The sequence below is a fragment of the Paenibacillus massiliensis subsp. panacisoli DSM 21345 genome, assembly GCF_000426545.1.
GTDB lineage: Bacteria > Bacillota > Bacilli > Paenibacillales > Paenibacillaceae > Paenibacillus > Paenibacillus panacisoli.
On record NZ_AUFO01000016.1, the window covers coordinates 112,297 to 126,790 of the forward strand.

Annotated in this window: 14 protein-coding genes; all 14 read left to right on the forward strand. The window is 45.1% G+C overall.

Features of this window, described 5'->3' with window-relative positions:
* Nucleotides 1-6: 6 nt before the first annotated feature.
* The 14 genes from K331_RS0113900 to K331_RS0113965 all read left to right on the forward strand — a co-directional run bounded on the left by K331_RS0113900 (nucleotide 7) and on the right by K331_RS0113965 (nucleotide 14,423).
* Nucleotides 7-321: a thioredoxin family protein gene (locus K331_RS0113900; RefSeq protein ID WP_028590781.1), complete on the forward strand. Its 315-nt coding sequence runs from the start codon at nucleotides 7-9 to the stop codon at nucleotides 319-321.
* A complete protein-coding gene (locus K331_RS0113905; RefSeq protein WP_028590782.1) occupies nucleotides 318-1,091 on the forward strand; it encodes an ABC transporter ATP-binding protein in 774 nt (257 codons plus the stop codon). Before K331_RS0113900 ends, K331_RS0113905 begins: the two co-directional genes overlap by 4 nt.
* A gap of 14 nt (nucleotides 1,092-1,105) precedes the next feature.
* Nucleotides 1,106-2,170, forward strand: coding sequence for an SAM-dependent methyltransferase (locus K331_RS0113910; RefSeq protein WP_036634904.1), 1,065 nt, complete (start codon nucleotides 1,106-1,108; stop codon nucleotides 2,168-2,170).
* Between the two features lie 256 nt (nucleotides 2,171-2,426).
* Complete coding sequence (locus K331_RS0113915; protein ID WP_025680113.1) at nucleotides 2,427-3,917, forward strand: serine/threonine protein kinase; 1,491 nt, start codon at nucleotides 2,427-2,429, stop codon at nucleotides 3,915-3,917.
* Nucleotides 3,918-3,938: 21 nt separating this feature from the next.
* Nucleotides 3,939-5,105, forward strand: a complete 1,167-nt coding sequence (locus K331_RS29545) for an SAF domain-containing protein (protein ID WP_051289832.1) — start codon at nucleotides 3,939-3,941, stop codon at nucleotides 5,103-5,105.
* A gap of 15 nt (nucleotides 5,106-5,120) precedes the next feature.
* Nucleotides 5,121-5,864: a hypothetical protein gene (locus tag K331_RS0113925; RefSeq protein WP_025680115.1), complete on the forward strand. Its 744-nt coding sequence runs from the start codon at nucleotides 5,121-5,123 to the stop codon at nucleotides 5,862-5,864.
* Between the two features lies 1 nt (nucleotide 5,865).
* Nucleotides 5,866-6,720 carry a hypothetical protein gene (locus K331_RS0113930; RefSeq protein ID WP_028590784.1) on the forward strand — a complete coding sequence of 285 codons (855 nt, stop codon included), beginning with the start codon at nucleotides 5,866-5,868 and terminating at the stop codon, nucleotides 6,718-6,720.
* Nucleotides 6,720-8,594, forward strand: a complete 1,875-nt coding sequence (locus tag K331_RS0113935) for a P-loop NTPase family protein (protein WP_051289833.1) — start codon at nucleotides 6,720-6,722, stop codon at nucleotides 8,592-8,594. The genes K331_RS0113930 and K331_RS0113935 overlap by 1 nt, the downstream gene beginning before the upstream one ends.
* Nucleotides 8,591-10,660, forward strand: a complete 2,070-nt coding sequence (locus K331_RS0113940) for a hypothetical protein (protein WP_028590786.1) — start codon at nucleotides 8,591-8,593, stop codon at nucleotides 10,658-10,660. The genes K331_RS0113935 and K331_RS0113940 overlap by 4 nt, the downstream gene beginning before the upstream one ends.
* Nucleotides 10,661-10,702: 42 nt before the next feature.
* Nucleotides 10,703-11,119 carry a hypothetical protein gene (locus K331_RS0113945; protein ID WP_018884284.1) on the forward strand — a complete coding sequence of 139 codons (417 nt, stop codon included), beginning with the start codon at nucleotides 10,703-10,705 and terminating at the stop codon, nucleotides 11,117-11,119.
* Nucleotides 11,120-11,152: 33 nt separating this feature from the next.
* Nucleotides 11,153-11,536, forward strand: coding sequence for a hypothetical protein (locus tag K331_RS0113950; protein WP_028590787.1), 384 nt, complete (start codon nucleotides 11,153-11,155; stop codon nucleotides 11,534-11,536).
* A 12-nt stretch (nucleotides 11,537-11,548) separates the two neighbouring features.
* Nucleotides 11,549-12,100: a hypothetical protein gene (locus K331_RS0113955; protein WP_028590788.1), complete on the forward strand. Its 552-nt coding sequence runs from the start codon at nucleotides 11,549-11,551 to the stop codon at nucleotides 12,098-12,100.
* Entirely contained in the window at nucleotides 12,087-13,061 is a 975-nt protein-coding gene (locus K331_RS0113960; protein WP_028590789.1) for a hypothetical protein, read from the forward strand. Before K331_RS0113955 ends, K331_RS0113960 begins: the two co-directional genes overlap by 14 nt.
* A 105-nt stretch (nucleotides 13,062-13,166) precedes the next feature.
* A complete protein-coding gene (locus K331_RS0113965; protein ID WP_028590790.1) occupies nucleotides 13,167-14,423 on the forward strand; it encodes an S-layer homology domain-containing protein in 1,257 nt (418 codons plus the stop codon).
* Nucleotides 14,424-14,494: the final 71 nt, after the last annotated feature.

Here is a 14,494-nt window from a genome sequence, read left to right on the forward strand (position 1 = left end):
TCCGCTATGAAGGAGCTTACACAGAAGGAACTGCAACGGAGCATTTGGGAAGGATACCACTTGGCTGTGTATGTGTACACTCCCATGTGCGGAACGTGTGCTGTCGCCCGTAAGATGCTGGATGTCGTAGAGCAGATGCTGGATACAGATATATTGGTACAAGCCAATATTAATGGCATTCCTCAGCTTGTACAGGAGTATCAGATTGCCAGTGTGCCTGCGTTGCTTCTATTCGATGGAGGTAATGAGAGCCCTCGTGTTATTTATCGGATGGAGTCCGTACAGCATTTGCTTGAACAGGTGAGGAGTGTAGAAGCATGATTTCGATGAAGGATATTGTTCTTAAACGCGGGAATGTCCGCATTCTGGATAATGTCAATCTACAGATCGGACAAGATGAGCATTGGGCCATTTTAGGGCGAAACGGCTCAGGCAAAACGACCTTACTGGAAATGATGACAGGCTATCTGTTCCCAACAAGCGGCCAGGTTGAGGTGCTGGGCAATGTATACGGTCAATGTGACGTCCGTGAGATTCGGAAGGATATTGGGTATATCAGTCAATCCTTGCTGGAGAAAATGTCCTTGAAGGACCCCGTGTGGGAAGCGGTAGCGACAGGTGCGTATGCGTTTCTTCGCTTTTATCAGGACATTCCTGATGAAGCTAAGGAAAAGGCTATTCAACTATTGCAGGAGATGAAGCTTGGGCGCACGCTAGAGCAACCACTCGGCACACTCTCTCAGGGGGAGCGCAAGAAAGTCATGCTGGCCCGTGCCTTGATGGCGGAACCGAAGCTGTTAATCATGGACGAGCCGTGTTCAGGTCTTGATCTGTATGAGCGGGAGAACTTGCTGATCGAGATCGATCAGTTGCGGCAACGGAATATGTCGGTCATATATGTTACTCATCACATTGAGGAAATTGTACCTCTATTCACGCATGTGGCGCTCATTAAAGATGGCAAGATAGCGGCTGCTGGGCCGAAAAAGGAAGTTCTGACAAAAGAAACGATTATGCACACCTATGATATCAACGTCGATCTGAATTGGGATGAAGATCGGCCTAGGATTCGGGTGCGCACTGGAGGTTAAGGAATTTGGAAGCAATGTTACCGGAATCAGGCCACGGTGAGGACACGGGCAGTCAAGCCCGTTTTATTTGCTCGGCTAATTTTAGTTTTGCACCCTATGCGCAGGAGGAGCTTCGGCGTCTATTTGGTTCGTTGAAGAGCACGATGCTTGTACCAGGAGAAATTTTTCTAGTTACCTTACCTGCTGAGTCTACAGATGTGGTCAAACGGCTGCAGGAACACCCTGTCATGTTCCTACGCCACTTGTTCCCTGTACAGTATCAGGAGCCTGTGGAGGATGCCGTGTCAGCACTGGAGCAGTTAACGAAATATGTACTGGGCCAGCATAAGAAGCTGCAGGGAAGACGAATTTCCATTCAGGTGCGTAAAACAAAAGACTCGACCTACTGGGCGGAAAGTGCCGGGGCACTTAAGCAGGCTATTACAGATCGTCTGTCGGAGCTACAGGCCGAATTCACGGTGCGTGAGGCGGATTACATTCTATCAGTGCTGGCTGATGGTCCTGTATGGTATGCAGGTCTGTCGGAGCCTGCTGACAATCTGTCTGACTGGAATGGTGGAGCGATTCGCTTCCAGAAAGAAGAGGGGCAGGTCTCACGGGCCAAATTCAAGCTGCTGGAAGCGGCAGAGCAATTTGGTATTGATTTTACTGCCTATCGAAATGCACTGGATATTGGAGCAGCACCTGGTGGCTGGACGTCCTTCCTGCTTGAGCGTGGCGTGAAGGTGACAGCTGTTGATCCGGCTAAAATGGACCCGACTGTTATGAGTATGCCGAACCTGACTTACTTGCGAAAAAATGCAGGTGAAGTGCGCTTTCGGGAGCAGCAGTTCGACCTTCTGGTATGCGACATGAGCTGGAGCCCGAAGCAGATGGCTAAATTGGTTACGAATCTGCTATACAGCCTGGTTAGTGGCGGAACAGCAATTGTGACGGTAAAGCTGATGCATAAGAAGCCGCTTGCGCTCATACAGGATGTCATATCTGCCTTTGAGGAAGCCGGTATGCAGGTACAGCGTGCCAAACAGCTTTTTCATAACCGGGACGAGATTACACTTTATATGATTAAGTATTTGTAGCTGTGTGTAATGCGCTATGTACTAGGTCTTATGGGTAAATGGTTGAATCCAAGGACTGGCTTCGAGAAATTTCAAAAACTAGTTTACAAATTCTGTACACATGCTATATAATTACTTCTAAATTGTATCGTAACTGAATAACGCATACAGGGAAAGCATCCCGAATCACCTCGTAATAGAGGAGAATTCATGGATGACTTTCCCTTTTTTGTGTTGTGAATTTTACATGAATAAGGCTATGGATAGGGGAGGGATCATGTTGAGGGCAAAGGAGCGACTTGCTCAAGGGGAGGTGCTGGTCAGTAGATACCGGATCATTCGAACGATTGGTGCAGGAGGTATGAGCTGTGTGTATATGGCAGAGGATCTCAAGCTGAGCGGAAAAGTGTGGGCGATCAAGGAGACGGCCGTGCAGCATAGCCGCTTAATCGATCTGCGCAGGGAGGCTAGCTTGTTGATATCACTTACACATTCTCGCTTGCCACGTGTGACTGATTTTTTCGAAGATATGGAGAGCGGCTACGTCTATCTGGTGATGGACTATATCGAGGGGGTGACACTAGAGGAGCATCTGCGAAGCGCGGGTGCAGACCTACATCGGGATGATCATATCCGATCGTTCGCACTGCAGTTGCTGGATGTTCTGCAATATCTACACGGCCATCAGCCTGCTGTAATTTACCGGGATTTGAAGCCTTCCAATATCATGATTACGCCAGATTATGAGCTGAAATGCATTGATTTTGGCATTGCGCGCAATTACAAGGTAGGTTATGAAGAGGACACTGTAAAGCTCGGGACGATTGGCTTTGCCGCACCGGAGCAGTATGGAGGAGGGCAGACGGATGAACGCTCGGACCTCTATAGTCTGGGGGCAATTCTCCTGTACATGGCCTCATCCGGCAAATATAGCGAATGGCGACCAGAGGTGGATCGAGAGATTCAATCATGTGTACCTGGTGAGCTGCTGACAATCATTCGCAAATTGCTGCGTTATAATCCAGGTGAACGCTACCAGACAGCGCAAGAGGTAGTTGGCGATATTCAGTTCAGCCTATATGGAGGTGAATGGAAGGATAGTCACCGCACCAAAGGAATCGGGCACAGCGGTACGCGTGTTATTGCACTCATGGGCACTGCAGCTGGCTGTGGAGTGACCCACACGGCTATTGCCATTAGTCATTTTCTTGAAAGAAACGGCTATTCGGTTGCTTTGGCAGAAATGAATGAAGAGACGCGGGCATTTGATCGAATACGAGGCCTTCTGCAGGGAGAAGCAGAGTCTATGGAGCAGAATCGGGCTAGTCGCTCTTTTGCCCTAGAGGGAGTGCATTACTGGCGGCGAAGCTCCAGAGCGGACGTCATTGCTTTACTTGGCGGCAGTTACGAATGGATTGTCCTTGATATGGGTCATCTGAGTCATACGTACAGCCTGGAAGAATTTCAGCGTGCAGACTTCCCAATTATCGTTGCGCCAGGAGCTGAATGGCGAGTGGCTGATCTGATACATTTTGTCCAGACACTTCCCTGCGAGCCGCAAGCAAGATGGAGCTACTGCCTTCCACTCGCTTCGCAGGAAGTTGCTTCTAGGGTCGGTCGTGTTCTAAAGACAAAGCGAATGTTCGCTCTTCCGCTGCATCTGGACCCATTTGGTCCAAGCACGGATATGGAGCAAGAATTAAGTAAATTAATTCATGGCTCTATGCCAGTACGTAAAAAGTGGTTTCGTTTTTTGTTCAGAAGATAGAATGAGGGAGGATCAGCTGGAATGTCCAGATTTAGACTTCGCCACAGGCAACTCGCACTCGCTGTGGGGACCGGCGCAGCGATTACACTGTTAATCTGTACAGCAGTAGGTATATGGATCATGAAGAGTGTGCAAGGCGACTACAGTGAGCAGCGTTCTGCGCTGGAACTTCAGCTTGTTGAAGCACAGGAGATATTAAACCAAGAATTTAAGGAGGTTCCACTGGTGTCCAGGGCACGCACAGCAGGGGATCAACTATCGGCAGAGGATATTGCAATGGTTCGCTTACCAGTGACAGCTTTGCCTGAGAACATTTTGGCGTTGGAGGATGTGATCGGCAAGTACACCAAGATTTCTTTACCAAGAAATACACCGGTTACTGCATCTATGCTGTTTACCAAGGGTGTAACTGCAGCAGATATACGGAATCAGGAGTTTCGGCTAATTCAGCTTCCACTGAAGCTAAAGCAAAGGGAGTTCGTTGATGTTCGCATTAAGTTTCCGACTGGAGAGGATTTTATTGTCCTATCCAAAAAAGAAATAAAAGATCTCTCTGGCGATCTCATTACCTACGAAATGAGTGAGGAGGAGATACTCATGATGTCAAGCGCCATTGTAGACGCCTATATTCATGACGCAACTATATATGCACTCAGCTATGTAGATCCTTATATGCAAAAGAATGCGGTGGTTACCTATCCGCCGAAGCAGGAGGTTCGCAAGCTCATTCAATCGGATCCCAATATCGTCGCAATTGCGACCAAGCAGCTTGAAATCCGCAAAAGAGAGACGCTTGAGGTGCATCTCATAAATATGTCGGAGGCAGACCGCCAGAACTTTAAGGCTGGAGCCGGCATTCAAAATCAAAGCAAAAATGGATTAAGTACCAGCTACACCGAGAAAGGAAGCAATGATTATACATCAGAGCTCCCACCAGTAATGAGCTCTTATCCAACTAGCTCTACAGATTCAACTGTGAATGTGAGTTCCACAATTGAAGGTTCGAGGGGAAACCAGCAGCAAGATCAGGGCAGCAAGGAAGTATACAGTTCTTTAAACAATGATTTGTCAAGCGAAGAGTCAAAAGTTCAGTCCAATTCCGTCAATGTATCGGAAGCGGAAGATCCTGCAGCAACTGTTGAGGATGTCATCTATGGGCAACAGCCGGAGAAGCACGTAGAACCATAAAGAGGAGCATGCTTTGTGAAGAAAATACTGTTTATAGGGGCCTGTGATAAATCTGAGCTATTAATGTACTGTGCCAAAATAATGTCCAAGGCAGCTTGGCATGTGTTGATCGTTGATGCCACGATGCAGCAGAGATACAGCTATATGATTCCGGAATTTGAGGCGAAGCAGATCATTACTGAATGTAACGGCTTTGATGTCGCCACGAACTTTCTTCCTTCTTGTACAGCTGGGGAGACAATCTATGAAGCCTTGAATACAGAATTACAGCAGGAACAGAAGAACTTGGGTACGTACGATTTTGTGTTAATTGATACCGACATCTCGTCATTTCTTAAGTCAGATTCGATTCGGAAGTGGGGAATGGTGGACCAGCATGTGCTTGTGTCAAATGCGGATCGGTACACCATTAGCTGTAATATAGCCATGTTGGAGATATATCTGGGAAAGATGCAGACGGAGCTCATACCCTTTACAGAGATACACTATCCATTCGTGGAAACGATTGTCGATCCAGAGTATTTACGGTCTACCCTGTCTCATTTACCGATTACGTTTGAAGAGGAGCGCGAGTTTTTATTTTATCTGGATGAGCGGGAGGTGGCCCTGAAGAGTCAGATGCAATTCGAATCAGAGTTTCGATTAAAGTCCCTTTCTAGGGCAACCAAGCGCAATCTGCTCCATCTTCTGGGGATCTGGACAGAGGTTCCACCGAAGCAACTACAGGGAGCACTGAAATTAGCTGAGAGGGGAAGATAGGATGGCAATTATTACATTTTGGAGTCCTGATCGTGGGAGAGGTAACTCAGCCAATGCTGCAGCAGTAGGCACGCTGCTTGGACTGGAGTATGACCTGCGAACGTTAATGGTGCAGACTCAGCAACGCGGGGGAGATTTACAGGGAGCTTTCGCCAAATCCAAGGAGCTACAGCTCAAAAATTTTGTGAACACAGCTACTTTAGGCTTGGATGCCCTGGAGCGACTATTAAAAACGAAGCGACTCACTCCGGAAAGCATCAGCAATCACTCTATTTCTCTGGAACCTGGGAGACTGGATTTGCTGCTAGGAACTAACAAACAGAGTCGAGCTTATCAGGATCACTGTTATCGAGAAGAGCTTTCAAGAATGCTACCGTTGTTGTTTGAACAGGCGAATCGGTATTATCAGGCGATCATACTGGATGTGTGCAGTGGATTTGAGAATCCAGTGACTAATCGGCTGTTGGAGCAGTCTGATCTGATCGTGATTAGTCTGGGTCAAGAGACAGATGGGATTGAGAGATGTATGCATCCACAATTTTGGCGAGAATCACTTCAACATAAGCCTAAGCTTATTCTCCTGTCTCAATATGACAGTAGATCTAAATACAGCATGGTGAATCTAAAGCGTACGTATCGGATTCAAGGGCCGATTCTAACGGTACCTTATCTTTCAGCTTATCGGGATGCTATAAATGACAAGGATGTGCTGTCCTGGTTCCGGCGCACACGCCATGTCGGTAGACGTCATGATAGTTACTCATTTATCAGTGATGTACAGCGAATCACAGAAGAGATTTTAACTCAGGTAGGAGTCAATACAAATGTTAAAAGGATAGAGAGGGGAATATCGTAGTGACGTTTCTCATAAATGGCATCATCATTTGTGTGATTCTACTTACTTTGATCGTATGGTGCGTCTACCAATTAAGAAGATTGAATGCATACGAGGTTCCAGCCACGGCATTACCTCAGATGGAACGTGAAAAGTACAGCTTACAGGTGATGATTCAGTACATTAAAGATCAATTCAATGAATTGACTGGAGCCAACCTATACGATTTGGCACTAGATTTGGAGGATTTTAATCGTCATAAGCAAATGCGTACGGAATTGAAGGCAGCCTTGAAAGGCTGCAATAGTGGTGATCTTTATGACAAGCTGTACATCAAGGAGCTTATCTTTGATTTGCTCATTCGCGATTACGGACTGAACGAGCATAATGTGGATCAGATCATTCCATTTGGAGAGCCAGCACAGCTTACGGTTCAAGATCAGTTTGATATTTTGCTGCAATTGTATAAACAAGAGCATCAGTACAAAGCCCTCTCCCGCATGATTGACGAGTATCGGCTGGATGATCTCAAACAGGTGATTGAACATGGTGATACAGAATCCTACATCATTACAGCAGAGGAAATCAGGCACATATATCGGCAGAAGGTAAGGGGTGGCCTTAGCTTTGAGGACAAGCTACAGGTCATTACGCAAAGGATTTATCAGAGCTTCAAGGGATTTGGCGTTATTGATGAGATTCGCAACATGGACATTGACGGTGTATCCGGGGGGGTGTCAGGTATTCCTTCGTCTATGAGGGATATTGAGGACGAAGAGGAGATATTGAGGACGATGCGAACTAATTCAGCACAGGATGCCACTCATTCGATCTGGATTATGTATCGTGGCAAAACGATCCATCTGTCCTTCCTGTCTTTTGGCAGTGAATTAGAACTGAAGCGAATATGTCAGACGATCTACAAATGGAACAATCCAGGCCAGCTCACAGAGCAGAATGGTTATATTGTTAATGACATGAAGGATCATTCCCGCATTGTAGTAATGCGTCCTCCTTTCGCCGAGTCGTGGGTGTTTTTTAATCGAAAGTTCAATCTGTCATATACGAATCTGGAGCAGTTTCTACAACCTGAGGATGGAGAATCTGTCTGTAATGCAGACCTGCCTGCCGAATTGATTGCGCTCTTGATGAAGGGGGCGAGAGTTACAGCAGTTACTGGTGATCAGGGAACAGGGAAATCCACGCTAATGATGGCTATGACTCGGTACATTCATGGGTATCTGACACTGCGGGTACAGGAATTGGCTTTTGAGCTCCATCTGCGCAAGCTGTTTCCACAGCGTAATATTGTTTCTATTCGCGAGACAGCGGATATTACAGGCCAGAAAGGGATGGATATCCAGAAGAAGACGGATGGAGCTGTCAATATTATCGGTGAGGCAGCTACAGCAGAGCAAGTAACCTGGTTCTTGCAGGCGGGGACCGTTGCCAGCTTGTTTACCATTTTATCACACCATGCCAAGACGTTTCGGGATTTGGTCTACTCGCTTCGTAACTCGACTCTTCAGACAGGTCTGTTTCGTAATGAGTCCATTGCCGAGCAGCAGGTAGTGAATGTATTGGATTTCGATATCCACTTGTTCAAGGATGCACGGGGGCGAAGATACATTGAGCGAATAACGGAATGTGTACCTTTATTGGATCAGCAGTCTTACCCGAATGAGCCGGAACAGGCTGCCATGGAGTTTTACAGACGTATGACCGATCGCAAGACTTTCGAGGGACGGGATATTATCGTATTTGAGAATGGTGGGTATGTTGCCAAGCATCCCATTTCGGAACACCAAACATCAGAAATGATGAAGCATATGAATGATGCGGATCGTGCCAAGCTGATTCATTTGATATCAGTCTATTGGGGGCAGTCTGCATGAAACTTTGGCTATTATTCGGGATGGCCCTGGGGGGCTTCATTATATTCATGCTGTTGTTTATTCTTCTTACGATCGGTAACCAACGAACTAGACAGAGGAATATCTTGCAGCAGCAGTTTGGCAGACGTGCTAGACAGCATCGGCTTCATCTGTTCTACCAAAAATCGTATGTTCATTTTCAGAGAGTACCTCCTCTACGCAGGTACATATGGAAAATTCGCAAACGCCTTGAAGTTCTAGATTCTTTTGACGAATACACGATTCGGCGTCAGACGATGAGAATAGCATTTACTACCTTGATCTCGACTACTGTACTGGTAATACTGTTCTGTCTAATCAGTCGGGATTTCATTACGATGTGTTTCATTTTGTTTGGAGCTGTCGTGGTGAATGGAATTATGATTACGACGTTCGTGAACCGTGTAGAGGATCGTCTACTGCAGCAGTCTGTTATTTTATTTGAAAATACACGACATCAGTTCCAGCGTTCCAAGAATGTTGAGGAGGCCATTTATGAAGCTAGTCAGAGTGCTCCTCATGAGACAGCTGGCCACGGAGAACGCATTTATGAGATTTTAACAGCAGATGATCAGCAAAGGGCACTGGATATCTACTATGAAGTTGCGCCCAACAAATATTATAAAATGTTCACCGGCTTCTCTTATCTAGTCTCAGAGTATGGCGATCGAATCGTGAGGGACTCCTCTATGTACTTGAATGCAATTGCCAAGCTAATTCAGGACATTAACTATGACATTCTACGAAGAGATAGACTTAACTATCTTCTCAAGGGACTTTCCACGATCGCAGTGCTCTCGGTTCTGTTCATTCAACCTATTGAGGGCTGGGCGCGAAGGTATTTTCCAGTGATGAGTGACTTTTATACAAGTAAAATGGGCTTTTTTACAAAGGTGTTCTTCTTCCTCATAGTGCTACTATGCTACGCCATGATCAAGAAGCTGCTCGCTAACGATGAAGCCCGGTACATAGCCAAGTCTGAGCGTATGCTGTGGGAGAAGCTTCTTTATACCAAGATACTGCCACTACGATGGTTGGTGGATCGGATCATACCGCAGCGACATCAAAAAAAACACTTTAGACTTGTTCAACTAATCAAGAACGCAAATTCTTATCTAACGTTGGAATGGCTTTATGTACAGCGCATGTTACTCTGTCTGATCGTACTTGTTATGTCGGTAACGATGTTCGTGTACATGCATTCATTAGCTACACACAATGTACTATATGATTCACTGAGGGGTACGGGAGTGTTTGGAAGGTTGGGCCCCAATGAACTAAAGACTGCTCAGCAGAATACAGATTTTGATCGTGCCATAATTCGGACGCTGGCCCAAGGAACAGAGGTAACACCCGAAAGGTTAAGGACCTTAATCAGCACATTCACACAGACTAGTGAGCATGATACGAGAACAATTACAGCAGCTAATCGGATTTATCACAAATATATGGAGATCCAACAGGAATACTTCAAATGGTGGGAGCTACTTTTTACCCTGATCCTGGCAACAGCAGCTTATCACTGGCCCGTCTGGCTACTGCATTTTCAGAAAAAAGTACGTTACATGGAAATGCAGGATGAGGTGGATCAATTTCATACTATTATATCGATTTTGGCTCACTTCGAACGAATGGATGTTGAGACCGTTATGGAATGGATGGAGCGTTACAGTGTGATTTTCAAGGACCCGCTAAAGAATACGCTTAATATCTTCAGTAGTGGCCCAGAGGAGGCTTTGGAGAATTTAAAAGAAATCGTATCCTTTGAGGCTTTTGGGAGAATTATCGAGAAGCTACAGCTGTCCGTTGAGAAAATTCCATTAAGGCAGGCATTTGATGATTTGGAGCTAACAAAGGAGTATTACTCGGAGAAACGAAAGGAGCATTTCAACAGATTAATTGAGGTGAAAGCATTTTGGGGAAGAGCACTGGGTCTTACCCCATCATTTTATCTGATTTTCTTGTATCTCGTTGTACCGATGGTGTATCTAAGCATTATGCAGACGGCAGATTCGTTTCAGCAAATTACGAGAATATCAGGAAGGTAGAGGCAGTTTGAATTGTGAATCATATGAAAAGGAGATAAGGACATGAGTACAGCAGCAAAAGCTATTTTAGGAGCCGCGGGATTATTTCTAGCTATCGCTCTCATTACGCTAAGTGTAACGTTGTTTGGTACAGCGCAGGAGGGTGCGAAGCAAGCACAAACGGAGTTTTCCGCCATTCAGACAGAGCTATCGGGTCAGTCCTATGCTGGTTATGATAATACCATTTTGACAGGTAGTCAGGTGGTGAACACGATCCGCAAATATTCGAATAAAGAGGATTTTTCGGTGAAGGTAATTACTAATAAAAATTCGGGAGGTACGTCTTATACAAAAGGGAACATTGGTGGAACGACGAAGCCAACCTCCAATGAATATGTGAATCCATCTGGTCAATTTGAAGGTACGATTGAACGGGATGTCAACAATGTCGTGACAGGAATTGTATTTAAGCAGAGATAGTATTCAAGCTGGACTTAGGATGGGATCGGGAGCATGAACGTAGTAGAAAGAATGGTATTCATGTCATTAAGCGTAGGGCTATTTATTACGGCAATCACAGTGGCGATATCATTGTATAGTCAAAGTCAGGCTGCTTTGGCTACGGTGGACGAAGCCATAACCATAAGGGATAGAGACTTGATCATGAGTCCTGCCTTAGTGGGAGACGAGGTTGTGTATGGCACCACAGTTCTCCAGTCTATATTTCAGATTGCTGAGATTGATGCGGATATTATTGTGGATGGGTATCTCTTTCAAAAAGATGCTGACATCCATGAGGCAAATGTCGGTATGATCTCGATGGAAGCGGACTATGGCATAGAGTATTTCAGGAATAATCAAGGAAAGCTCGAACGCGTTGTTTTCCGCAAAAGGTAGGGATGGTTGAAGATGGCCAAATACGTACTTTATCCTTTTGTATTTATGGTCGCTTGTGGTCTGCTGTATATTTATCCGATGCAATCAGCCTTTGAGCAGCAGGATCAAATTGCTTATAACATGGCTTATCAGGCAACGACCAACTTTGTGGATGCAGTCCGCAATAAAGGATATATCTCTCCGGTCATGTATAACGATTTTGTCAGGGAACTGGGAACCTCGAATCTCTATGATATCCAGCTTGAACATAAGGCCAAGCAATATCATCCGATATACTCAGATCCGGAAGATCCAGACTCCTTCACAGGACAGACTGACGTATTCTATGACGGGAAATATACCAAGGAGGTAATGGCTACGTTATTTCCTGAAGGGGTGACCTCAGATAGAAGTGAAAGTCGCAAGTACTATATGAGAACTGGGGATTTCTTTTCCGTGACCGTAAGGAATACGAATACGACGAAGGCTGCGCTGATCCGAGATTTTCTGACGGGCAGTGAATCCATTGGTTATAACAGGATCTATATTCCGTATGGAGGCATGATCTTGAATGAAGATTTTTAGCTGGGCTGTGGTGTTTATCATGATCGTGTTCCCTCTGTTCTTTAAGAATGATCTAAGAGTTATGGAACAGGAGCGCACGCAGGAAACTATGGTCATGTATAACGGAGCTTTTCAGGCGGCTGTGCAGGATGCTGCTTTTGCACTGCAGATGAATGAGAATCAGAACCAGGAAAGTAATTACGACTCACTGAAGAAAATTCGAGCCAATAAGGAGTTGGCTGTAGAAGCTTTCTACGAAACTTTATTTCATAATACTGGCATTGCAGATGATGCCATAGCGCAAGGTGTCTTGAAAGCTTATATACCTCTATTAGCTATTATTGACTACGACGGGATCTGGGTGTATACGAATGAATCGTTCCGCAATGAAAGAGGAGAGCTGGAGAACCGGCAGGTGTGGAAATCGAAAAAAGCATACACATATCTGGATGAGCAAGGCAATAGCATTGCTTTCACGCTGGACGACTATATCTATGCCTATAATTCTCACAATCAACAGTGGGTTGAGGGAACGAGAGAGGAAGTCGCTGCTGAAGTGGATTACAATATCTCACTGGTAAATGACCCAGAAGCCTTCGAAGCTGTTCGTAGGCAAACGATAATAGATACATTACAGCGGAATGTGGAGCATACGATCAATTTGTACAACCAGCATGTCAGTCGCGTGGGGATTAGTTACAGGTTCATGTTGCCTGTTATTTCTCAGGAGGAATGGAATAACACCATCAATGATGTTGGCGTGCTCTCCTTCATACAAGGTGTTCCTGTAGGGATGAACTACTATAACAGCTATGCGCTAGGAGGAAGCAGACTGATCAAGTCACCGGTGATATACGGATACGAGCAGGATGGTCAGAAAGTATACTATCGGGAGTCGGATCATTTTGGTGGCGAAATTCTGGAGAAATTCAGTAGTGAGCGTGATGCGGCTCAAGCAGGCTATTATCCTGGGCGACGGTGATTGAAATAAACTTACAATAAATGTATAAAAATATTGGTTGAATAAGGAAAAAGGGTTAAACTAGATATAGTGATAAAAAAAGTGAGAAAAAGGGGATTTATACAAATGAAAAAACTAGCTCTAGCCGTGTTTGCAGGTATTACTTTTACCTCAGCAGTAGCTGCCTTAGTGGGTACACCCAACATTGCAGTAGCTGCTGCAGCCTTCAAGGATGTGTCAAGCACTCATTGGGCCAAAGCTTCAATAGATGCTGCAGTTAACAAGGGATACTTGAAAGGGTACTCGGATGGAACTTTCCGTCCCAATGCCCCTGTGACACGTGCGGAGTTTGCCGCAATTTTGTCCCGTGTCTCCACAAATCAGATTGTAGATGGTAAGGGTAGCTTTGCGGATTTGAAAGGGAATTGGAGTGAGCAGGAAGTTACTAAAGCGTTAGGTATGGGCTTTATGTCACCTTCTGATTATCCTGGAGGCTTCAAACCTTCAACACAGCTGACTCGCCGTGAGATGGCGAAGTGGATGGCATCAGGCTTGGCTTCCGCGCAAGAGGATTTTCAGAAAGCATTAGAAGACACCAAGGATACGCTGGTGCCTGTTGCGGAGTATTACAAGGGTGGCTTGGACAAGGTGGATTACCCGTATGTATCTGTAGCACTTGGTACAGGTCTTATGAATGGCTATGAGGATGGTTCTTTTGGGACCGCGAAGACAACGACACGTGCTGAAGTGGCAGCGATTTTGAGCCGCTATGAAGAAGTGCAGAAGAAAGAAGCGAGTAGCTTCCGCGACTTGAATGAAATGCGTGAAGTGGGTCTGACTGGAACGAATCTGACATCGTTGACGCCATATCAATATGGAACAGTTGCGAAGACAGGGGAAGTAGCGGATTTTAAGCAAATCAAAGATATACCTTATAAATTGAGGAATAACTTAGGGACTCAAACAATTCATAGGATGATTGTGGTAGATGCTACAACGGATAAAAAGCCTAAGAATTTGTATGGAAAGATGTTTATTGATAAGAAGTTTACAGGCTTTGTTGATGCTGCTAGATATAACGTTTTTATTGAAACGACTGTTACACCAAATGGAGACAACATGAATAATTTAGCTTTCGCGAATGCTAATGGTGATCGTCTTATGAGTGGTTCAAATTTTACTAGTGAGACTCTCGAGAAGTATGGGGTTAACGCCTTACCAAAAAGAGAGTTTATCAATTCTGGCTTTTTTAAAAAAAGAAAGGCTCAGAGATTCTGGATGGAGGGAACAATTTCTAAATACTATGTTCCTGATTCTCAATCAGAAGGGATGACAGTGAATGGAAAACATTTGTTGTTTTTTATTCCGAAACCAAGTAAGTAGGATGGTGTTATGTGAGTTATAAGAACAGAATATTTTACTGTACAGTAGCTATTTTTTTTATTTTTAATATG